Origin of the sequence: Lysinibacillus sp. FSL L8-0312 (assembly GCF_038003285.1) — a bacterium.
GTDB classification, from domain to species: Bacteria; Bacillota; Bacilli; order Bacillales_A; family Planococcaceae; genus Lysinibacillus; species Lysinibacillus fusiformis_D.
In genome coordinates, this window is sequence record NZ_JBBOOV010000001.1 from 46,807 (window position 1) to 68,906 (window position 22,100).

The 22,100-nt window shown below is 39.8% G+C and carries 26 protein-coding genes; 22 read left to right on the plus strand and 4 right to left on the minus strand.

Annotated elements, in window-relative coordinates:
• The first annotated feature begins 98 nt into the window (after positions 1 to 98).
• From MHI22_RS00265 to MHI22_RS00340, 16 genes are all read left to right on the plus strand, one after another.
• Positions 99 to 329, plus strand: coding sequence for a hypothetical protein (locus tag MHI22_RS00265; protein WP_016994411.1), 231 nt, complete (start codon positions 99 to 101; stop codon positions 327 to 329).
• An 84-nt stretch (positions 330 to 413) separates the two neighbouring features.
• A complete protein-coding gene (locus MHI22_RS00270) occupies positions 414 to 1,187 on the plus strand; it encodes a CheR family methyltransferase (RefSeq protein WP_036123217.1) in 774 nt (257 codons plus the stop codon).
• A gap of 409 nt (positions 1,188 to 1,596) precedes the next feature.
• Complete coding sequence (gene aroC, locus MHI22_RS00275) at positions 1,597 to 2,778, plus strand: chorismate synthase (protein ID WP_340810780.1); 1,182 nt, start codon at positions 1,597 to 1,599, stop codon at positions 2,776 to 2,778.
• 3 nt (positions 2,779 to 2,781) lie between these two features.
• Complete coding sequence (gene aroB, locus MHI22_RS00280) at positions 2,782 to 3,873, plus strand: 3-dehydroquinate synthase (RefSeq protein WP_340810781.1); 1,092 nt, start codon at positions 2,782 to 2,784, stop codon at positions 3,871 to 3,873.
• Positions 3,870 to 4,238, plus strand: coding sequence for a chorismate mutase (gene aroH / locus MHI22_RS00285; protein WP_036123206.1), 369 nt, complete (start codon positions 3,870 to 3,872; stop codon positions 4,236 to 4,238). The genes aroB and aroH overlap by 4 nt, the downstream gene beginning before the upstream one ends.
• An 18-nt stretch (positions 4,239 to 4,256) precedes the next feature.
• Positions 4,257 to 5,357: a histidinol-phosphate transaminase gene (hisC, locus tag MHI22_RS00290; protein WP_340810782.1), complete on the plus strand. Its 1,101-nt coding sequence runs from the start codon at positions 4,257 to 4,259 to the stop codon at positions 5,355 to 5,357.
• Positions 5,354 to 6,451: a prephenate dehydrogenase gene (locus tag MHI22_RS00295; RefSeq protein ID WP_036123199.1), complete on the plus strand. Its 1,098-nt coding sequence runs from the start codon at positions 5,354 to 5,356 to the stop codon at positions 6,449 to 6,451. The genes hisC and MHI22_RS00295 overlap by 4 nt, the downstream gene beginning before the upstream one ends.
• A 59-nt stretch (positions 6,452 to 6,510) precedes the next feature.
• Positions 6,511 to 7,797 carry a 3-phosphoshikimate 1-carboxyvinyltransferase gene (aroA, locus tag MHI22_RS00300; protein WP_249646081.1) on the plus strand — a complete coding sequence of 429 codons (1,287 nt, stop codon included), beginning with the start codon at positions 6,511 to 6,513 and terminating at the stop codon, positions 7,795 to 7,797.
• 95 nt (positions 7,798 to 7,892) lie between these two features.
• The gene (locus tag MHI22_RS00305) at positions 7,893 to 9,161 is read left to right on the plus strand and encodes a tetratricopeptide repeat protein (RefSeq protein ID WP_340810783.1); all 1,269 of its coding nucleotides are present in this window, start codon (positions 7,893 to 7,895) and stop codon (positions 9,159 to 9,161) included.
• Positions 9,162 to 9,175: 14 nt separating this feature from the next.
• Complete coding sequence (locus MHI22_RS00310) at positions 9,176 to 9,733, plus strand: ReoY family proteolytic degradation factor (protein WP_036123193.1); 558 nt, start codon at positions 9,176 to 9,178, stop codon at positions 9,731 to 9,733.
• Positions 9,734 to 9,878: 145 nt separating this feature from the next.
• The gene (locus tag MHI22_RS00315) at positions 9,879 to 10,328 is read left to right on the plus strand and encodes a YpiF family protein (RefSeq protein WP_036123190.1); all 450 of its coding nucleotides are present in this window, start codon (positions 9,879 to 9,881) and stop codon (positions 10,326 to 10,328) included.
• 154 nt (positions 10,329 to 10,482) lie between these two features.
• Positions 10,483 to 10,989 (plus strand): QcrA and Rieske domain-containing protein, encoded by a 507-nt coding sequence (locus tag MHI22_RS00320; RefSeq protein ID WP_036123187.1) that lies wholly within the window; start codon positions 10,483 to 10,485, stop codon positions 10,987 to 10,989.
• Between the two features lie 19 nt (positions 10,990 to 11,008).
• Positions 11,009 to 11,683, plus strand: a complete 675-nt coding sequence (gene qcrB / locus MHI22_RS00325; RefSeq protein ID WP_036123184.1) for a menaquinol-cytochrome c reductase cytochrome b subunit — start codon at positions 11,009 to 11,011, stop codon at positions 11,681 to 11,683.
• A 41-nt stretch (positions 11,684 to 11,724) separates the two neighbouring features.
• The gene (locus MHI22_RS00330) at positions 11,725 to 12,498 is read left to right on the plus strand and encodes a menaquinol-cytochrome c reductase cytochrome b/c subunit (protein ID WP_036123182.1); all 774 of its coding nucleotides are present in this window, start codon (positions 11,725 to 11,727) and stop codon (positions 12,496 to 12,498) included.
• Positions 12,499 to 12,815: 317 nt separating this feature from the next.
• Positions 12,816 to 13,412 (plus strand): DUF1405 domain-containing protein, encoded by a 597-nt coding sequence (locus tag MHI22_RS00335; protein WP_249646082.1) that lies wholly within the window; start codon positions 12,816 to 12,818, stop codon positions 13,410 to 13,412.
• Between the two features lie 60 nt (positions 13,413 to 13,472).
• A complete protein-coding gene (locus tag MHI22_RS00340) occupies positions 13,473 to 14,147 on the plus strand; it encodes a zinc metallopeptidase (protein ID WP_058844265.1) in 675 nt (224 codons plus the stop codon).
• A gap of 55 nt (positions 14,148 to 14,202) precedes the next feature.
• Here MHI22_RS00340 and MHI22_RS00345 read toward each other — a convergent pair whose 3' ends face one another.
• Complete coding sequence (locus MHI22_RS00345) at positions 14,203 to 15,072, minus strand: YitT family protein (protein ID WP_004232676.1); 870 nt, start codon at positions 15,070 to 15,072, stop codon at positions 14,203 to 14,205.
• A gap of 115 nt (positions 15,073 to 15,187) precedes the next feature.
• On the opposite strand from MHI22_RS00345, the gene MHI22_RS00350 reads away from it, so the two are divergent.
• From MHI22_RS00350 to MHI22_RS00375, 6 genes are all read left to right on the plus strand, one after another.
• Positions 15,188 to 15,523 carry a nucleotide pyrophosphohydrolase gene (locus MHI22_RS00350; protein WP_036124534.1) on the plus strand — a complete coding sequence of 112 codons (336 nt, stop codon included), beginning with the start codon at positions 15,188 to 15,190 and terminating at the stop codon, positions 15,521 to 15,523.
• A complete protein-coding gene (gene dapB / locus MHI22_RS00355; protein ID WP_036124532.1) occupies positions 15,523 to 16,320 on the plus strand; it encodes a 4-hydroxy-tetrahydrodipicolinate reductase in 798 nt (265 codons plus the stop codon). Before MHI22_RS00350 ends, dapB begins: the two co-directional genes overlap by 1 nt.
• Before the next feature lie 19 nt (positions 16,321 to 16,339).
• On the plus strand, positions 16,340 to 16,744 hold the full coding sequence (mgsA, locus tag MHI22_RS00360; RefSeq protein WP_036124530.1) for a methylglyoxal synthase: 405 nt from the start codon (positions 16,340 to 16,342) through the stop codon (positions 16,742 to 16,744).
• Positions 16,745 to 16,777: 33 nt separating this feature from the next.
• A complete protein-coding gene (gene bshA / locus MHI22_RS00365) occupies positions 16,778 to 17,923 on the plus strand; it encodes an N-acetyl-alpha-D-glucosaminyl L-malate synthase BshA (protein WP_101966333.1) in 1,146 nt (381 codons plus the stop codon).
• Positions 17,910 to 19,079, plus strand: coding sequence for a CCA tRNA nucleotidyltransferase (locus tag MHI22_RS00370; RefSeq protein WP_036124526.1), 1,170 nt, complete (start codon positions 17,910 to 17,912; stop codon positions 19,077 to 19,079). Before bshA ends, MHI22_RS00370 begins: the two co-directional genes overlap by 14 nt.
• 165 nt (positions 19,080 to 19,244) lie before the next feature.
• Positions 19,245 to 20,228, plus strand: a complete 984-nt coding sequence (locus MHI22_RS00375) for a biotin--[acetyl-CoA-carboxylase] ligase (RefSeq protein WP_036124524.1) — start codon at positions 19,245 to 19,247, stop codon at positions 20,226 to 20,228.
• Between the two features lie 46 nt (positions 20,229 to 20,274).
• Here MHI22_RS00375 and MHI22_RS00380 read toward each other — a convergent pair whose 3' ends face one another.
• Genes MHI22_RS00380 through MHI22_RS00390 form a run of 3 tightly spaced genes read right to left on the minus strand, consistent with a single transcriptional unit; the run spans position 20,275 to position 22,027 of the window.
• A complete protein-coding gene (locus tag MHI22_RS00380) occupies positions 20,275 to 21,111 on the minus strand; it encodes a DUF4097 family beta strand repeat-containing protein (RefSeq protein WP_271912790.1) in 837 nt (278 codons plus the stop codon).
• Positions 21,112 to 21,714: a DUF1700 domain-containing protein gene (locus MHI22_RS00385; RefSeq protein WP_036124520.1), complete on the minus strand. Its 603-nt coding sequence runs from the start codon at positions 21,712 to 21,714 to the stop codon at positions 21,112 to 21,114.
• Positions 21,707 to 22,027 carry a PadR family transcriptional regulator gene (locus MHI22_RS00390; RefSeq protein ID WP_036124518.1) on the minus strand — a complete coding sequence of 107 codons (321 nt, stop codon included), beginning with the start codon at positions 22,025 to 22,027 and terminating at the stop codon, positions 21,707 to 21,709. Before MHI22_RS00390 ends, MHI22_RS00385 begins: the two co-directional genes overlap by 8 nt.
• Positions 22,028 to 22,100 lie beyond the last annotated feature (73 nt).

Here is a 22,100-nt window from a genome sequence, read left to right on the forward strand (position 1 = left end):
GCAAAAAATATTGTATTGGAAGAAGATAAATCCCTGAAAAATGAAACTATTTTTTCCATTTTGCCGTATAATCTTAGTAACGAAAGGATGTGGATGGATTGTCAATTGCCATTGTAGCGATTATTGGAGGCGTCATTATTTCATTAGCTGGGATTTTTACAGACGCTCGCACAAGACAACAAAAAATTAAACTGAAGGCTGTTGAGAAAGAAGTAGAGTTAGAAAAGCTTAGATTGGAAACGTATACGATAGAAACAGAAAAAATGCGCCTAGAATTAGAACAGTCGAAAGTGTTACTATTAGAAGAAAAACAAAATGCAAGCAAGTAGATTGGCTTACCCAAGAAAGACTATTTCAGGATTGGGACTTTTCCGCTATAATGGAAATACGACGCTAGAGGGGAAGATGACCATATGTCTGATTATGAACAATTTATAGAAGGTATTAAGCGCAAAACAGGAATAGATTTAGCGTTATATAAAGAAGCGCAAATGAAAAGACGATTAACCTCTCTTTATGAGAAAAAGGGCTATCGTAATTTTGTAGACTTTCTAAAGGCACTTGAACAAGATCGTGATTTAATGAATGAATTTTTAGATCGTATGACGATTAATGTTTCTGAATTTTATCGCAATGGAAAGCGTTGGGAAGTATTACAAAAGAAAATCTTGCCGAAGCTATTACAAACAAATAAGCGTTTAAAAATTTGGAGTGCTGCTTGTTCAACAGGAGAAGAGCCATATTCTTTAGTAATGGTATTATCTCAATTGGTGCCTTTATCTCAAATTCAAATTATTGCTACTGATTTAGATGAGAATGTCATACAAAAAGCGAAATTAGGTGTTTATCCTGAACGTTCTTTAGCAGAGGTGCCAAGTGACATTAAAGCAAAGTATTTTGAACAAGAGGGCTCCTACTATCGAGTGAAGGATGAAATTAAGCGTTGTGTAACCTTTAAGAAACATAATTTACTGAATGATTCCTACGACAGCCATTATGATTTAATTGTTTGTCGCAATGTCATGATCTATTTCACAGAAGATGCAAAAGATCAAATTTATAATAATTTTAGTAAAGCCCTGCGCAAAGATGGTATTTTATTTGTTGGCTCAACAGAGCAAATTTTTAATCCAGCACGTTATGAATTTGATGTAGAGGACACGTTCTTCTATCGGAAAAATAGCTAATAATATGGATGAAAAGCTTTGTACAAATGACCAAAATAGTCTTGTACATATAGTAAGCAAGTATTAAACATAGATATTTCATACGCTTTTCGCTTATCATAAGCAAAGGCGTATTTTTTATAAAATTTAGCACTTCACTTTAGTAGTGCAATGAGTACTTTGTCAAATGCATGTTGTATCGAAGGCGAAACGTCAGCGGCAATTATGCTGTAGCGTAATGGATACAATTCAGCACGCCATATTTCAGTAGTACACCGATTTCCTTTATAGACGTCGTTCAGAATATTCGCATTTAGAACGATGGAAATGGGATGTACTGAAAAGACATTTGTAAAAGGACTGTTTTTTTAAAGAATATATGTTATAGTGAAAAATACATACTTTAGCGAGTTGAAGGGAGAAAGTGTTTATGCGTTACTTAACAGCAGGAGAGTCACACGGACCTCAATTAACGACAATTATTGAGGGTTTACCGTCACTCTTACCCATTACAGCAGAAAAAATTAATCATGATTTAAAACGACGCCAAGGAGGTCATGGACGGGGGCGCCGCATGCAAATCGAAACAGATACAGTAGAGATTGTTGCTGGTGTTCGACATGGTCAAACACTTGGCTCTCCTGTCGCACTAGTTGTAACAAATGATGACTGGAAGCACTGGACTAAAATTATGGGTGCTGAGCCATTAGCAAATGATATTAATCCTGAAGATATTAAGCGTCAAATTTCACGACCTCGTCCAGGTCATGCGGATTTAGTTGGGGGCATGAAATATGGTCACCGTGATTTACGCAATGTATTAGAGCGTTCTTCTGCACGTGAAACAACTGTGCGTGTAGCAGTCGGCTCTGTGGCAAAAGCTTTACTCAATGAATTAGGCATTTCCATTGTTGCACATGTGACTGAAATCGTAGGAATTAAGGCAGATACATCTGTACTAGAAGGAAAAACAACAGAAGAAATTCGTGCTATTGTCGAAGCAGATCCTTGTTACTGTGCTGACCCTGTAGCGTCTGCCAAAATGGTAGAGGCTATTGATGAGGCGAAAAAAGCTGGAGATTCTATCGGTGGTGTTGTAGAAGTCATTGTCGAAGGTATGCCAGCAGGTGTCGGCTCTTATGTGCATTATGATCGTAAGCTTGATGCGAAACTAGCAGCAGCCATGCTATCTATCAATGCATTCAAAGGTGTAGAATTTGGTCTAGGTTTTGAAATGGCACGACGTAAAGGCTCTGAAGTGCATGATGAAATTATTTGGTCTGAAGAAGAGGGCTACACACGAGCAACGAATCGACTCGGTGGCTTAGAGGGCGGTATGTCAACAGGAATGCCGATTGTCGTACGTGGTGTCATGAAACCAATTCCTACATTATACAAACCATTACAAAGTGTGGATATCGAAACAAAAGAGCCATTTAAAGCAAGCGTTGAGCGCTCTGATAGCTGTGCAGTACCCGCAGCATCTGTAGTTGCAGAACATGTTATTGCCTGGGAAATAGCGAATGCTATTTTGGAGCAATTTCATAGTGATCAACTACCTCAATTACAAGCTCAAATTGACGAGCATCGTCAATATACAAAGGGGTTCTGATTTATGCGTGTACCAGTTGCAACAAAATCGCATCAGTATGAAGTTGTTCTCGGTCATCAATTTCTAACTGAAGCTGTTCAAGCATTTGCAGATAAACTTCAAAAAGCAGATAAGCTGATCGTATTTACAGATAGCAATGTTTGGGCTGCACAGGGAGATTATTTCAAGGCAAATTTCCCATATGATTTTGAGGTCTTTATTTTACCTGGTGGTGAAGCTTGTAAAACCTTTGAACAATACAATGCTGCTCAAACATTTTTATTGGAACAAAAATGCTCGCGGAAATCATTTGTTTTTGCTTTTGGGGGTGGAGCTGTCGGCGATTTAACAGGCTTCGTTGCGGCAACCTATATGCGTGGAATTCCTTTTATTCAAATTCCAACGACCATTTTAGCCCATGATTCTGCAGTTGGTGGTAAAACAGCTATTAATCATCCGTTAGGAAAAAATATGATTGGTGCATTTTATCAGCCTGAAGGTGTTATTTACGATACGGCTCTTACCGAAAGCTTATCCGAACGTGAAGTGCGTTCAGGAACAGCAGAGTTAATTAAACATGCGATGATTTCTGATTCTATTTGGTTAGAGGAATTAATGACAGCTGATTCAGTGATTCATTTTAATCAAAATGAACTGGCCAAGCAGCTGAAAAAAGGAATTGAAGTGAAAGCTCAAATCGTGGCTGAGGATGAAACAGAGCAGTCCGTTCGGAAATTTTTAAACTTAGGCCATACATATGGACATGCCATTGAGGCAGCAGCTGGTTATGGCAAAGTAGCACATGGAGAAGCCGTAATGATGGGGTTGGTCTATAGCCTATTGTTAAGCGAGCGTTATGGAAAGCTGGAGCGAGCTTTCACCAAGTCATTTTTACAGTTCGCAGTGAAAAATGGCTATCCATTTGAGCCTGTGAATGATTATTCATTTGAACAGTTAACTAGTTATTTAATGAAAGATAAAAAAGTGGAATACGGCATTTTACAGTTCGTTCTTTTGGAAGAAATAGGTAAACCTTTTGTGAGAGCCATTGATTTAGAAGAATGCAGAGAAGTAGATGCCGAATATAGACAGTTATTAGCGGAGGTGCTTGTATGATTCGTGGACTTAGAGGAGCAATAACAATTGAATCGGACAGGCCAGAGCTTGTATGGGATGAGACAGCAAGATTAGTGCGTGAGGTTGTGGCAGCAAATCATGTGGAGATCGATGATATTGCATCAATCCTTATTTCTACAACGCCAGATATTACCTCTGCATTTCCTGCCCGTGCAGTACGCTTGATGGACGGCTGGCAATATGTCCCTGTTATGTGTACACATGAAATGGATGTGCCGAACGCTTTACCTTTATGTATTCGTGTATTAATTCATGCGAACGTAGAGGTAGCCCAAAAAGATGTAAAGCACTTGTATCTCAACGATGCAGTGAAATTAAGACCAGATTTGGCGCAGGCTAAATAAGTAGAGGAGATGTTTTAGATGAAGTGGAAACAACAATTGGACGGTATGCAAGCATATAAGCCAGGGAAACCAATTGAAGAAGTACAACGTGAATACGGCTTAAAGGAAGTCATTAAATTGGCATCGAATGAAAATCCGTTTGGGTGCTCACCTAAGGTAACAGCTTATTTACAAAATAATGCGGTGAATCATGCCCTTTATCCAGATGGCTATGCACAAAATTTACGTACAGCTGTTGCGAATCATCTAGGTGTCAAGGAAACACAGCTTCTTTTTGGCAACGGCTCTGACGACATTATTGCTATTATTACGCGTGCACTGTTGTATCCAGGAGTAAATACGATTATGGCGGATCCTTCCTTCTCTCAATACTGGCACAACGCTGAAATTGAAGGTGCTGAGGTACGAAAAATTCCTTGTGTTGAAGGTGCCCACGATTTAGATAGCATGGCAGCTGCAATTGATGACCAAACATCGATTGTTTGGGTATGTAGTCCAAATAATCCTACAGGAGTTGTCATACCTGATACGGCATTACGTGCTTTTCTTGCAAAAGTACCAAGCGATGTCCTTGTCGTGTTGGATGAAGCTTACATTGAATATGTAACACATCCTGGCCATAAGGATACGTTACCAATCATTGATGAATATCCGAATGTACTTCTATTACGTACATTTTCTAAAGCCTATGGACTAGCTTCATTCCGTGTTGGCTATGCGATTGGGCAAGCTGGCGTTATTGCTAAGCTTGATCCTGTTCGCGCACCATTTAATAATACAATCTTAAGTCAAGCTGTGGCAGCTATTGCACTCAGCGATCAAGCTTACATTGAAGCATGTCGTGAAGCCAATGAAAACGGCAAAAAGCAATATGTAGAATTCTGTGAAAAGCATAATTTAAAATACTTCCCATCTGATACGAACTTTATTTTCTTTGATACTCAAGCTGATAGTGATGTTGTCTTCCAAGAGCTGATGAAAAGAGGCTTTATTGTCCGCAGTGGCAATGCTTTAGGATTACAAGGGTTTATCCGTGTCACAATTGGTACAGAGGCACAAAATGCAGCATTACTTAGCCAGCTTGACGAAGTATTAACACAGCAAGGAGTATTTGCATGACACGCAAAGTACTCGTTATTGGGCTAGGCTTAATCGGCGGTTCGATTGCCCTTGCTTTGCAAAAAGCACCCGAAACAAAAATTATTGGCTATGATATGGATACACAAACACGTGAGCATGCAAAAACATTAAATATTGTGCATGAGATTGTTACAGATCCGCAGGCTGTTGCGGCAGATGTCGATATCATTATCTTTGGTACACCTGTTAATGCAACACTTGTGTGGATGGAGCAATTAAAATCATGGCCATTAAAAAATAAAGTCATTATAACAGATACTGGGAGTACAAAAAAATTAATTATGCAAAAGGCCAGCGAATTACGTGAGCTTGGCATTACATTCATTGGTGGACATCCAATGGCAGGTTCTCATAAAAGTGGTGTGTTGGCTGCAAAGGCGCATCTTTTTGAAAATGCGTATTATATGCTGACGCCGCTTGCTGGAGAAGAAATCGTTCATATGGCTAAGCTTGAAAGTTTGCTAAAATTTACACATGCAAAAGTAGTCAGTGTATCTGCGAGTGAACATGACCATATGACAGCTGTGGTGAGTCATTTTCCACATGTTATCGCAGCCTCATTGGTCCATCAATTAGGTGAGGAAAATGGAGAATACCCGATGACACGCTCGCTTGCAGCAGGCGGTTTTCGTGATGTTACACGAATTGCTTCCTCGAACCCCGTTTTATGGCGAGATATTACGCTACAAAATCGTGAGGAGCTACTTACTCAGTTAGAAGGCTGGGAAAAAGAAATGACTCGCATTAAGGAACTGCTGACGGATGGTTCTTCACAGGCTATTGAAAACTATTTTTCTGTTGCCAAAGAGCTGAGAGATGAATTGCCGATTAGTGCAGGGGCCATGTATACGCCATTTGACTTATATGTTGATGTTCCTGACTATCCAGGCGTTATTTCAGAAGTGACGGGCTTGTTAGCGGATGAAGCGATCAGTATTACGAATCTACGAATCGTTGAATCACGTGAAGATGTTTTCGGTATTCTCGTTATTAGCTTCCAAAGCGAAAATGATCGCGAACGTGCTGCGGCATGTATCCAACAACGAGCAAATTTCGAAACGTATATTTCATAGCATAAGAAAGCGTCGGTATTTCGGCGCTTTCTATCTTCATATTGAAGGGAAGAAAGTTTATGAGTGAAAAAATTTTGCAATACAATAAGCCTTCTTTACAGGGCACTTTAACCATTCCAGGCGATAAATCTGTATCCCATCGTTCTGTCATGTTTGGAGCCATTGCTAGCGGGACAACGACAGTAGAGGGCTTTTTACTAGGGGAAGATTGTTTAAGTACAATCGATTGCTTCCAGAAGCTTGGCGTTCAAATTGAGGTCGAAGGAACTAATGTAACGATTCATAGTCCTGGCATGGATGGCTGGCAGGAGCCAACAGACGTGTTGTATACGGGTAACTCTGGCACAACAACACGCTTAATGTTGGGTATTTTAGCTGGTTCTTCGGTTCATTCCGTGATGACGGGGGATGCATCTATCGGCAAACGACCAATGCGACGTGTGATAGACCCACTGCGTCAAATGGGTGCTCATATTACAGGGCGTGCTGACGGGCAGTACACACCCCTTGCTATACAAGGTACAAAACTACAGGCCATCGATTACAAGATGCCTGTAGCAAGTGCACAAGTGAAATCTGCTATTTTACTAGCAGGCTTGCGTGCTGAAGGAACAACGATTGTTAGAGAAATGGAAGTTTCAAGAGATCACACAGAGCGAATGCTGCGACAATTTGGTGCACAGGTAGAAGTAGACAATGGCGTTGTCTCCATTGAAGGCGGACAGTCTCTCAGCGGGACACATGTTGCTGTTCCAGGGGATATTTCCTCGGCAGCCTTCTTCTTAGTGGCAGGAGCCATTTGTGAGCATAGTCACGTAACATTAAATAATGTTGGTATTAACCCAACGCGTGATGGCATTGTCGAGGTACTTGAAAAAATGGGCGCAACAATGACCGTGACACCGAATGAGGATAATCAAGCTGAACCTACAGCAACCATTCAAATGGCCACATCTACTTTAACAGGCACAACAATTGAGGGGGACATTATTCCTCGTTTAATTGATGAAATTCCGATCCTTGCCTTACTCGCTACGCAAGCACATGGTCAAACAATCATTAAAGATGCTGAGGAGCTAAAAGTGAAGGAAACGGATCGCATCACGGCGGTTGTAACTGAATTGAAAAAGCTAGGTGCACAAATAGAAGCAACAGAAGATGGAATGATCATTAATGGACCAACACCATTAAAAGGTGCAAGTCTTCGCACATACGGCGATCATCGAATTGGTATGATGGGGGCTGTTGCAGCTCTAATTTCGGATGGAGCCGTAACATTAGATGATGCACAATGCATTGCTGTATCCTACCCATCGTTCTTTGAACATATTGAGGCAGTGAAATAACAATTCAAGATAGACTCTCCAGCTTTTGGGGAGTTTTTTCTTGTTTCAATGGTAAATGTTTTGTAGCATAAAGGTATCAATGAAAGAATAGGTGAATGACTGTGAACAATGCGATGACTGAAATGATGCAAGCACTTGAACAAGGGGACTTAGCATTAATAGATCAGCTACTAGAATCATTTTTAACGAAGGAGCTACCTGAGGAGATTTATGCACTCGCTGAGATTTTTATGCAGTATGGGTACATGAAAGAAGCTGACCGTGTGCTGGAGCATTTACAATTTTTATTCCCAGAAGAGGCACAGTTAAAAATAGATCGTGCAAATGTATTAATGGAGCTTGGTGATGAAGATGAAGCATTGGATTTATTATTAGAAATCGAAGAAGCATCACCAGAATATCCGCAAGCCTTATTAGTTCTAGCCGATTATTATCAAATGCAGGGGTTATTTGAGGTTGCAGAAAAACGTATAAATGAAGCATTAGCAATTTTACCTGACGAGCCGTTATTACATTTTGCTAAAGCAGAACTTTTATTTGAAACAGGTCGTTTTTTAGAAGCTGCAAGGTTGTACGAAGACTTATATGAGCAGCAAAATGAATTTGCAGGTATTCAACTTGTTGAACGATTGGCAGAGGTGTATCGTGCAGGGGCTGCCTATGAAACGGCTTTTGATTATTATGTCAAGGCCCTTGAGGATGAGGTAAAGCCAGATATTTTATTTGGAGCGGCTTATTCCGCTTTCCAATCACAAAAGTACGAGATGGCTATTAAACAACTAGAGGAATTGAAAGAATTAGATCCGGATTACTTCTCAGCCTATTTATTGCTTGCGGAAAGCTATGCTATGACAGAGGATAATAAAAAAGCTTATGGGGCCATTCAAGAGGGGCTAAAACGCGATGAATATGATAAATCATTGTATTTATTTGCTGGTAAAATGGCGTTGAAAAATGGTTTGCCAGAAGAAGCGGAGCAACATCTGCGAGAAGCTATAGCGTTGGATCCTGAGTACATGGAGGCGGTATTAGCCCTTATTTCTGTGTTGGGACAACAGGAGCGTCATGAGGATGTTATCGAATTATTTGAAACGCTACAGCAAAATGATTTTGAATGGAGCACATTATATCCATTTGCAGCAGAGGCATATGAAAATTTAGAATTGTACGACTGTGCATACGAATTTTACCGTTTGGCATATAATGATTTTAAGGAAGACGCAACATTTTTAGAAAAATATGTTTACTTCTTATTAGAGGAAGGAAAACGTTCAGAGGCAAAAGAGGTTCTTGGACAATTAATCAACATTCAACCGGGTGAACCAGAGTGGCAAGAGAAGTTAGAAGCCTTAGAATTTGAGTAAAGGAGGGAGTGGGTATGACTGCTTCTGTATCAGTTGTTGATAAAAAAGCATTTGTTCGATGGTTTTTAAAAAATTATCAATTGAAACGTCGTGAGTGTGTATGGATTTTAAATTATTTATTAAGCAATGATGACTTACTAAAAAGAATCCGATTTGTGGAAGAAGCTCACTATTGTCCTAGAGCGATGGTGATGTCGACAGTAGACTCAACAGGTGTACCTTTTCGTTTCTACAAAGGCAATGTGATGACAGCAGATGCTGAGAAGTCTTTCCATGATTTACGCTTACATGAACAAGAAGATATGTATATACAATTGAATTTTCCAAATATACCACCAAGTGCACAATACTTAGCAGTTCTCGAAGAAAACCCTTATATGCCAGAAACACTGCTAGTCAGTGAAAAAGATCGTTTACTGGCAGAAGAGCTGCTTTCCAATAGCTTACTCGTATTCCAAGAAGAAAAATTACTCGCACAAATTGATGAAGCCCTCGACCAGGGAGATGAAGAACGCTTTTATGAATTGTCTAATTTGTTACAAGCATTAAAGGAAACGGCTAATTTACGTTAATCATAGGTAAAAATTGAATGTCCTTTATCCACTTCAATATGGTAACATTACTAGTGAATGAATGATTGTTTTCACTTTTAATTGGGTATCCTATTTTAGAGTGGATAAGGGCATTTTTATTTTGCGATAAAAGGAGGTTTGTTGAATGTATTTTAATGCAAACGATGTGACATCGTTTCTGGCACAGAAGGATTTCATTGATACCGCTATTGTTCCACTTGTATCCATCGATCTCTCTTCTGAAAAAATGAAACAGAGTGGTGCCGAAGTAGATTTTGTTATGTCTTTAACTTCGTTTATAGAGCAACAGTTCAAAGGCCGTTTATTAGTTATGCCACCATTTTCTTATATGACAAATTTAAAAAACGATGAATTTCCACAGCAATTAGAAGCACAATTACATAATGCTGGATTTAAGCATGTGTTCTTCATTACTTGTGACCACTATTGGACAAAGAGTGAAGAGAAAGTCAATATAGTTTGGTTACCAGCTATTCCGTTAGAGAGCATGGATGCAAGTGTGAAAAAATCTATTTTAGAAGATCAATTACGCCAGGTGATTCCAATGCTTTCGACTAAATGGGCACAGATTTAACAATTAGTTTCAATAAATGTTCACATTCTCCAGCTTTCCACAGAATGCTATATTGACCAAGCTATGGACTTGATATATCATATATATGTCCTAGTATTACTATTTGTAAAAGTATGTCCGTTGGACTGACCTTTAAGTTAGAGGGGGGAAAATAATGAGTAATAATCGAGTTTCACGTCGTCAATTTCTAAGTTATACTCTTACTGGTGTAGGTGGATTTATGGCGGCAGGTATGTTAATGCCGATGCTTCGCTTTGCAATTGATCCAGTGTTACAAAAGCATGATGGTGGAGATTTTGTAGAAACAGAGCATAAAATCGCTGACCTCACTGAAGAGCCTGTCAAAGTTGACTTTTCATTCGAGCAAGTGGATGCATGGTACAAATCGAATGTTACAAACGTAGCGTGGGTTTATAAAAATGGCGATCAAATCATTGCTCTATCACCTGTTTGTAAGCATTTAGGATGTATGGTTGATTGGAGTGGAGATTCTGGACACCCAGATCAATTCTTCTGCCCATGTCACGCAGGTCGTTACGAGAAAAACGGGAAAAACGTTGCAGGTACACCGCCTCTAGGTCCGTTGGATGAATTTGAAGTACAAGAAAAAGATGGCTATTTAATGATTGGTCCAGCAAAAGCAAATACTCTAGTTAAATAAGTAAGGGGGTACGACAACAGTGCTAAATAAAATTTATGATTGGGTCGATGAACGCCTAGATATTACACCGATTTGGCGTGATATTGCCGACCACGAAGTGCCAGAGCACGTTAACCCTGCACATCATTTTTCAGCATTCGTTTATTGCTTTGGTGGATTAACATTCTTCATCACAGTAATTCAAATTCTATCTGGTATGTTCCTAACAATGTACTATGTACCAGACGTTGTGAATGCCTGGAAATCAGTTTATTATTTACAAAACGAAGTAGCATTTGGTGAAATCGTACGCGGTATGCACCACTGGGGAGCTTCATTAGTTATCGTAATGATGTTCTTACATACACTTCGTGTATTCTTCACAGGTTCTTATAAAAAACCTCGTGAGTTAAACTGGATGGTTGGTGTAGGTATTTTTGGTGTAATGATGGGTCTTGGCTTTACAGGATACTTATTACCATGGGATATGAAAGCATTATTCGCTACTAAAGTAGGTATCGAAATTGCTGCATCTGTACCGTTTATCGGTGGGATGATTAAAATATTATTAGCGGGTGACACTACGATTCTTGGTGCTCAAACGTTAACTCGATTCTTTGCGATTCATGTATTCTTCTTACCTGCAGTATTGTTTGGGTTACTTGCAGCGCACTTTATCATGATTCGTCGTCAAGGAATTTCAGGACCGTTGTAATTGTCTTGACGGTTCGATGATCTTTAAAAGGAGGGGACACTATGCATCGCGGAAAAGGAATGAAATTTGTCGGCGATTCTCGTATTAAAGCGAATCACAGAATGCCGAATGTTCCAAAGGATTATTCCGAATATCCAGGTAAGACGGAAGCTTTCTGGCCGAACTTCTTACTGAAGGAATGGATGGTAGGTGCTGTATTTTTAATTGGATACTTATTATTAACTGTCGCTCACCCGTCACCACTTGAAGGGCCGGCAGATCCAACTAGAGCATATACACCGCTACCGGACTGGTACTTCTTATTTATGTATCAACTTTTAAAATACTCATTTGCTTCTGGTCCATACAATGTAATCGGAGCTATTGTAATTCCAGGTCTTGCATTTGGAGCGCTATTATTAATGCCATTTTTAGACAAGGGTCCAGAACGTCGTCCATCTAAACGTCCATTACCAACAGCGTTCATGTTATTAACTTTAGCTGCTATGTTCTACCTAACTTGGGAGTCAGTTGTTAACCACGACTGGGAAGCTCAAAAAGCTATGGGTGCGATTGTAGAAACAGTTGAGTTCGATAAAGAATCAGAAGGTTATAAAGTTTACGCTGGTTCAGCATGTATTACATGTCACGGTGAAGGTTTAGAAGGTGGAGCTGGAGCGCCTACTCTAATGAACACAGGTTTAACTGCTGATCAAATTAAGGACATTGCTCATAACGGTACTGAGAGCGGTAAAATGCCACCAGGATTATGGACAGGTTCAGATGAAGATCTTCAAAAACTTGCTGAATTCATCGAAAGTTTAAAAGCAGAGTAATAGTAAAAGAGTCAGGGAACTGGCTCTTTTTTTCTACCTTGTTATACTATTGGGACTGAGAGCCAAGTTAAAAGGTTCCCTGGTATAAGAATTTTTAGCGAAAAATGTCGAAAAATATTATTTTGTCTGGATTCAGCAAGTATTAGTTGTATCGAAAGTGAAGCATCAGCGGCAAAATTAATGGGACAAATAAGCGCATTAAATCAACAAACTAACACATATTGATGGTGAGGAACAATTGAAATGTAGAGGGATTGCTCTAGGATTTCAGAACAATACATAACGAATGTTTTTTAAGAACGGAAGGAGTTGACTTCATGCAACTAACAAGAGCAAATATTTGGTATCTTCTGACCCATAAATCATTCTTATTAGCACTGCTCATTATTAATCTATTAGGGACAATTTACGGCTATTATTGGTACGGTTGGCAGCTGGCTATTACCAAGCCGATTTTTTATATTTTTGTTCCTGATAGCCCGACAGCTAGCCTATTCTTCTGTTTTGTGCTGATAGCATGGATTATAGGAAAAAGCTGGCCACTAATGGAGGTGCTCGCTCTCGTTACATTGGTGAAGTATGGTCTTTGGGCAGATGTTATGAATATTTGGACATTGATTGAAACTGGTACCATTGGCTGGCAGGGCTGGATGTTAGTTGGATCGCATTTTGCTATGGCAGTCCAAGCTATACTTTATTTGAAGAAGTATGTCTTCACTTATTGGCATGTAGCTATAGCAGCAGTGTGGACATTGCATAATGATGTCATTGACTATGTGTTTGGTCAAATGCCTATGTATCGAGATTTAGCTCAATACACAAGCTATATTGGTTACTTTACGTTTTGGTTATCCATTGCGTGTATTTTTCTTGCGATTTTCTCAATTAGGCAGCGCAAATATTTGCCGAATTAAGGTATAAATTATAGAATTATAGTATTGAGGTAGAAAGGGGTTAGAAAATTGTCAACTAGCATGTATATTGTTTATTTTGCCATTATTATGCTGCTCCCACTTTATGCACAGATGAAGGTAAAGGGGACGTATAAGAAGTTTGCAAAACAACGTACAATGAAGGGGCAGACTGGTGCAGAGGTAGCGCGTGCGATTTTAGATGCGAACGGCTTATATGATGTACGAGTTGTGCCAACGCAAGGTGTGTTGTCTGATCATTATAATCCGGCAACAAAAACAGTTGCTTTATCAGAAAGTAACTTTTATGAAGCGAGTGTTGCAGGTGCTGCGGTTGCTGCCCATGAGGTAGGTCACGCCATCCAACATAAAGAAGCTTATTCTATGCTTACATTACGTAGTAAGCTCGTTCCCGTAGCAAATATTTCGTCTAATATGTCTTGGATTTTTGTAATGATTGGTATTTTTGCAAGTAGTACGAATTTCTTGCTGTTAGGTATCATATTATTAGCAGCAGGTGTTGTTTTCCAATTAGTGACACTGCCAGTGGAATTCGATGCTTCAAAGCGTGCCTTAGTTCAAATGAATTCATTAGGTATTGTTACAAATGAAGAAGAACGTCCGGCACGAAAAGTGTTAAGTGCAGCAGCGCTAACATATGTAGCGGCGGCAGCAGTAGCCGTACTTGAGTTATTACGTTTAGTGTTAATTTTTACAAATATGCGTAGCGACGACTAAGAAAAAACTTGTTATAGTGGTACACCACTATAGCAAGTTTTTTATCTTCGTATGCTTAATGCAGTGGCTGCTTTTGATCGTCTAAGGTGAAGCCTTCCCCAGCCACATCTCGTACTTCTATAATGGAAACAAAGGCGTGCGGGTCGACTTCATGCACAATTGATTTTAATCGTACAACTTCATTGCGGCCAATGACACAATAGATCACTTCTTTAGGCTGTTTGGTAAAATGACCATGACCTTCTAAGATCGTTATCCCTCGCTCCATTCGTAGCGCGATCGTTTCAGCAATTGCACCAGACTTTTCAGATATAATAAGAGCACCACGTGCAGCGTAGGCACCTTCTTGGACAAAGTCAATAACACGAGCACCTACAAATACAGCAACTAGTGTATACATCATCGATCGAGCATCTAAGAACGTTAGCCACGAAAGGATGATGACAATGGCATCGAAGACAAACATAGTTTTCCCCATACTCCAGCCAAAATATTTATGACCAAGCCGAGCCAAAATATCGACTCCACCTGTAGTGCCGCCAAAGCGAAAAACAATACCAAGTCCAAGTCCGACGAAGACACCAGCAAAAAGTGCCACAAGTAACATGTCATCCTCTAAATGAATGGTAAATTGGTATTTTTGAAAAATCTTTAGAAAAAGAGAGACAGATAAAGTGCCGACAAGTGTATAGACAAATGATTTCTTTCCAAGCAATCGATAACCTATGATAAACATGGGAATATTTAATAATAGGTTCATTAAGGCGGGGTCCCATCCTAATGTAAAGTACAGTATGAGTGTAATCCCACTTAGCCCACCTTCACCCAGCTGATTTTGGATGTTGAAGTGAACAAAGCCGAAGCTAAAAACGGCGGCTCCGAGCATAATTGCGATAATATTACGAATTTTAATCTGTTTTAGCATTTGACCTCCTGTAGTTCCAAACAAATGAAGTAATGTTATCTATTATCTGACATTTTATTGGTTTTGACAACAATGGTGTAAATTTTATAGGATGGTAAATAGGAGCGTGATGATAATGACAGATCAATTAACAATGCAAGCATTGCAACAGCGTGTTGATGATTATATAGGACAATTTAAAGAAGGCTATTTCCCACCATTTGAGCTACTTGCGCGTTTAACAGAAGAATTAGGTGAACTGTCACGTGAGGTTCAGGATGTATATGGCCAAAAAAAGAAAAAAAGCACAGAGGACACAAATAGCATTGAAGAAGAGCTAGGAGATTTTCTCTTTGTACTAGTATGTTTTGCAAATGCACAAGGTATTAAACTAGATGAAGCACTTTTACGCGTCATACATAAATTTGAAACTAGAGATAAGGATCGTTGGACTAGAAAGGATGAAGAATGATGTCGATTCGTGTAGCCATTGCGGGTGCAAGAGGAAAAATGGGGGCTGAGGCTGTACATACGGTCATGAAACATGACAAAATGGAATTAGTAGCTGTACTAGATTATAAGGAAGTAGGAAAAACATTAGCTGATTTAGACATGTTTCCAGCAAGCTATACGGTACCTATATTTACTGAAATGCATGACCTTGTAGAAGTCACTGCACCAGATGTATTAGTAGATTTAACCAACCCACATGCAGTCTATAAGCATACTAAGGAAGCATTGAATTTAAATGTACGACCTGTAATTGGTACAACAGGATTTACAGATACACAACTAGAAGAATTATCAGCCATGGCCAAAGAAAAAGAGTTGGGTTGCATTATTGCACCAAACTTTGCGATTGGCGCTATCCTAATGATGAAATTTGCAAAAGAAGCGGCCAAATACTTACCAGATGTAGAGGTTATTGAAATGCACCATGATCAAAAGCTCGATGCACCATCTGGGACAGCGTTAAAAACAGCACAGCTAATACAAGAGGCCCGTATGCAAAAGACTCAAGGACACCCAGAGGAACAGGAAACCATTAAAGGTGCAAGAGGTGGAGACTTTGATGGCATGCGCATTCACTCCGTTCGTTTACCTGGTTTAGTGGCACACCAGCAAGTATTATTTGGAGGAGATGGGCAGCTACTGACGATTCGCCATGATTCATTAAACCGAAACTCCTTCATGTCAGGCGTTGCATTTTGCATAGAAGAGGTTATGAAAATGGATCAGCTTGTTTATGGTTTAGAAAACATCATCTAAAGATTGGGATGGAAGCTATATGAAAATCGCATTGATTGCACATGATCGTAAAAAAGACAATTTAGTACAGTTTGCTATTGCTTACAAAGATATTTTACTTGAACATACGCTATATGCTACTGGAACAACGGGACAACGTGTCATTGAAGCTACTGGTTTAGAAGTCACACGTTTTCGTTCGGGGCCGCTTGGTGGCGACCAACAAATTGGTGCTATGATTGCCAATAACGATATGGACATGGTTATTTTTTTCCGTGATCCATTAACAGCACAACCACATGAGCCAGATGTTTCTGCACTTATCCGTCTTTGTGATGTTTACCAAGTGCCACTGGCAACAAATATGGGAACAGCAGAAATATTATTAAAAGGCCTACAAGAGGGCTTTGTGGATTGGAGACTGATACAAGAAAGACGTAACTAATAAAAGACGTGATTTAGAAAGGATGATCATCGAATGAAAAAGCTAAAAATCGGCATTACCTGTTATCCTACAGTTGGTGGCTCTGGTGTCATTGCAACAGAATTAGGCAAAATGCTTGCAGAAAGAGGACATGAAATTCATTTCATCACCTCAAGCGTACCATTTCGATTGAATAAAATTTATCCAACCGTCTTTTTCCATGAAGTCGAAGTTAATAATTATTCAGTGTTTCAATATTCTCCATACGATATTGCATTAGCGAGTAAAATGGCAGACGTCATTAAGGATGAAGAGTTGGATGTGTTGCATGTGCATTATGCCATCCCACATGCGGTATGTGCGGTATTAGCACGTGAAATGAGTGGTCGAGATGTTGGCATCGTCACAACCCTTCATGGCACAGATATATCGGTGCTTGGGCAAGATTCTACGTTGTCACAAGCCATTAAGTATGGAATTGATAAATCTGATATTGTGACAACGGTGTCACATGCATTAAAAGAACAAACCTATGAATTGATTGATACAGTAAAACCAATTGAAACGATTTATAACTTTGTGGATGAGCGTGAGTACTATCCTCGTAATTCAGGAAATTTAAAAGAGCAATTTGGTATTCAAGAAGATGAAAAAGTGCTTATTCATGTGTCAAACTTCCGTAAAATTAAGAATCTTCCGGATATTATAGATGCCTTTATGAAAATTCGGGCTAATATGAAGGCGAAACTCTTATTGGTAGGAGATGGTCCAGAAAAGCATCGTGTCATGGATCAAGTAAAGGAAAGTCTGTATATGAAGGATGTTTTATTTTTAGGGAAACAGGAAAATTTAGCAGAATTATATGCGATTAGCGATATGAAACTACTACTTTCACAGCAGGAATCGTTTGGACTGGTTTTATTAGAAGCAATGGCTTGTGGCGTACCTTGTATTGGGTCAAATGTAGGCGGTATACCAGAAGTTATTGAACATGGTGTAGATGGCTATATTGTGGAATTAGGGGACACAGATGCAGTTGCAGCGTATGCGACCCATTTACTGCAGGATGAAGAGCTATTATTGCGTTTCCGGGAAGCGGCCATCCGTGCAGTAGATAACAAATTCCACTCATCTAAAATTGTTGAACAATATGAAAAAATGTATGAGAAGGTTGCGGAAAGAAATCATGCAAAACAATAAAGAATGGCAGGCAGCCTATTCAGTCATTGAACAACTAGAACAGGCTGGCTATGAGGCAGTTATTGTGGGTGGCGCTGTAAGGGATACTTTACTTAATCGCCCAGCTCATGATGTAGATGTTGCTACAAATGCCTTGCCTGAAGAAGTGAAATCGGTATTTCCACGAACTGTAGATATTGGGATTCAGCATGGGACGGTACTTGTTATCGTACCCGCTGGACCTGTTGAAGTGACTACCTATCGGACAGACGGGGAATACACGGATCACCGTCGTCCAGAAAAAGTACAATTTGTACGTTCACTGCAAGAAGATTTACAACGTCGAGACTTTACGATGAATGCCATTGCAATGCGTCTTGATGGCTCTTATGTGGATTATTACGGTGGTTACCAAGATATTGAAAAGCATATGATTCGAGCAGTAGGAGATGCACAACAACGTTTTTCAGAAGACGCTTTACGCATGCTGCGAGCGGTACGCTTTTCAGCACAGCTTGATTTTGCCATAGCAGCAGATACAATGTCTGCGATTCAAACTAGAGCATCTGATATTGCTTTTATCGCAAGGGAACGGATCAAAGCAGAGCTCGATAAGCTATGGGTAGGACAAGCAGTTTTTGGTGGTATTCAAAAATTAGAGGAAAGTGGTTTGGCTGCCTATTTACCAGGTGACTTTCAGGCTGAGTATTGGCGTGGCTTTCATACAGAGGACAAGCTCTTGGGCTGGGCTTATTTTGCCTTACTGCAAGGGACAGATTGGCGAGAGATAGTGAGAGATTACCGCCTATCTAATAAAGAAATGGCGTTTGTCAAATCGGTTTTGAGCGCATATGAAGCGTTAAAAGAGGGATGGACAAATACCCATTATTTTATGTACACAGCACAAGAGTTAGAGGCTGCCCAATATTTTGCACGGCTTCGCCAATTGGACGCAGCGCTACCACAGCTGTCTATTCGAGAATTACAGGCAATGCTGCCCATTCAGCAAAAGCAAGATTTAGTGGTGAATGGGGCGGATTTATTAAAATGGTCTGGAAAAAAGGGTGGACCATGGCTAAAAGATGCATTGGAGGACATGTTGAGCGCTATTATTCATCATGAACTCCAAAATGATCGACAACAGATTAAAAACTGGCTAGAGCAGCACTATTTCTAGGAAAGCGGGGCTGACTTATGGCTAACACAATATACAACAAGCAGCCGTCTCAGAAACATGGGACGGCTTTTATCTTTGGTGGTCATTTAGACTGATTTACAGTATGATAAAGACAAAATAGGTTACATAAAAAATAGCATAGTTGACTAAAGGATTGATGTGAAGATGACAATTTCCATGAAAGACGAAATTTTAAAAAGAATACTGGCTGCTGATGGTGAAGCAGTTTCAGGTCAGGAATTAGCAGATTCTTTGGGTGTCTCTCGGACGGCTGTCTGGAAGCATATGCAGACATTGCAGGAGGAAGGGTATACATTTGAAACCATCAAGAAAAAGGGGTATGTATTGACGGGTGTACCTAATAGCTTGAATCCAACCCAAATTGAGCTCTTTTTAAAGACAGCGCATTTTGGACGTGAAATCCATTATTATGATGTGGTAGATTCTACACAAACGATTGCGCATAAGCTAGCTCAAGAAGGAGCCCCACACGGTACGATCATTATTGGTGAGGAACAAACAGCGGGGCGTGGCCGTATGGCGCGTCCTTGGGAATCTGCACATGGTACTGGGATTTGGATGACCATTATTGTACGACCTGATGTTACCCCCCAACAGGCATCCTCCTATACACTTGTGGTGGCAGTAGCAGTTACAATGGCTATCAAAACATTATATAAGCATGTAGAACCAGCCATTAAATGGCCCAACGATTTATTAATTAATGGCAAAAAATGTACAGGTATTTTAACGGAGATGCAGGCAGAGGCTGATCTTGTGCAAGCTTTACTTGTTGGGATTGGCATAAATGCGAACCAAGCAGCAGCTGATTTTTCACCTGATATAGCAGATATAGCTACTTCATTACGATTAGAGGCTGGAGAAGAAATCAACCGCGCAGCCCTTGTGGCATCTATCTTGCACTATTTAGAACAATTTACAGAGTTATATGTGAAAGAGGGCTTCGCGAGTATCAAAACGCTATGGCAGCAATTATCCTGTACAATTGGTCAACGTATAGAGGTGAAGACATTACGTGAACGTTTTGAAGGGATTGCTAGTGGAATTACAGATGATGGCGTTTTACAGCTTACTCAGGACAATGGGATAATCCGAACGATTTATGCAGGGGACATTAAAATATTATAGAAAAGAAGCTGCAAGGAATTTTTCTTGCAGCTTCTTGAATTCAACTTTACTTCAGTGATACATCTAAATCACCATGTGATAAGGAAACATGCAGTTGATGGTCACCATTAGTTACTTGCGTCACCTTGCCACTTTGTTCTTCACCATCCATCGTAATATCACCGAAACTAGTTTTTAAGTCATAGCCTAAATCACTTTGTTTGTTTTGTAAGTGAAGTGTCATATCGCCAAAGCTAGAAGAAATGGTGGATTGACCATTTAATGTACCATCTATAGTGATGTCACCATGCTCACTTTCAATGCTAATGCCGTTACTAGCATATTGTTGGAGCGTCAAATCACCAAAGGACTGTGTAATCTCTGTTTTGTCACCAGTCGTGTTAGTGAAGGTAATATCTCCGTAATCTTGCATGAGTTGAAGCTCCTCATAATGTAATCCACGAACAGCTGTATCACCAAAATCACTGTCTATTACAACTGACTCTACTTTTGTATCTTTCGGGACATAGAGCTTGATAGAGGGAGAAGAAAAGTTATTAAAGCCAAATTGAAAACCATCCCTTTTCTTCGCCTTTGTTTCAATCGTTAAAACACCATTGTCTATATGATAGGTTACGTCTTGCTGCTCAAAGACCTGTGTCTCTAATCTATAGTCGTTATCTCTCGCAATAATTTCAATATCTCCATAGTCATTCACTATATTAATACTTGTAAACGTATCTAACTCATGTGATTGACTCACTAGATTTGTATGGCTTGGGACGTGAAGACCGTCGGCATCTTTGAAAATAAGCCAGCGACCGCCCGAAAAATAACCAACCAATGCAAGTAAAATACCTAATGCAATCATTGTCATGGCGATAAGGGTATTTTTAGATGTCATTTAGAAGCCCCCTTTCCGTTTTTTCGTTATTTTGTGGAATAGTCTTCCTAATGCTTCAACAGAAACAAGAACCGTTTTCTTAATAAAACGTGTGACAAAAGGAAAGAGTAGGACACCTAAGCCCGTTACAACCAATCCCGCACCCATAAAGAGCAGTGCAGTAGGCCAATGCTCTGTTAAAATCAAGAAGCCTGAAATAAGGGCTACGATGCCACCAGCAAAAATACTAATGACTGTCGCGATAATAGCCAGGATCAAGCTGACGATGACTGCGCCGAATGAAAAAATAAGTGCAATAGCTGTTGCCAGTAATGGCAGTGAAAGTGGCGCAGACAATATGGCTAGAATAATGAGCCAAATGGCTGACATATTCTTTTTCGTTGATTTGGCTGAGGAGGTTTCCAAATCCTTTAGTGCGAAATCAGCTAATATTTGTGAGGCGACATGAGAAGGGGAGCCAAGTTGCGACATGACCTGTTGCTCATTTTCCTCTCCAGCTTCCGCAAAGTATTCTTCATAATAAGTAAGTGCAGCATCTAACTCATGCGCAGGAAGCCGACGTAATTTTCCTCGTAGCTGTTTCAAATAGCTTGCTCTATCCATCTAAATTCCCTCCTAAAAGTACACAATCAACCTTTTCCTTATACACTTGCCATTCTTTTAATAGCTCTAATAATCGTATACGTCCTTGCTCTGTAATTTGATAATAGCGTCTATTTCTACCTTGATAGGGCTGATCGTATGTTGTTAAGTAATGTGCTTTTTGTAAGCGGCGTAATACTGGGTACAGTGTAGACTCCGAAATCTCCATGACCGATTGTACTTGCTGTGTTAAAGAATAGCCATAGGCGTCCTCTTTATCGACGATAGCCAATACACAAGCATCAAGTAAAGCTGAACCAAGCTGAAATGTCATCTCTCCACCTCACATATAGTACCTATACTTCATTTTATATTATATGACGTATAGTATGTGGATAGTATATGAC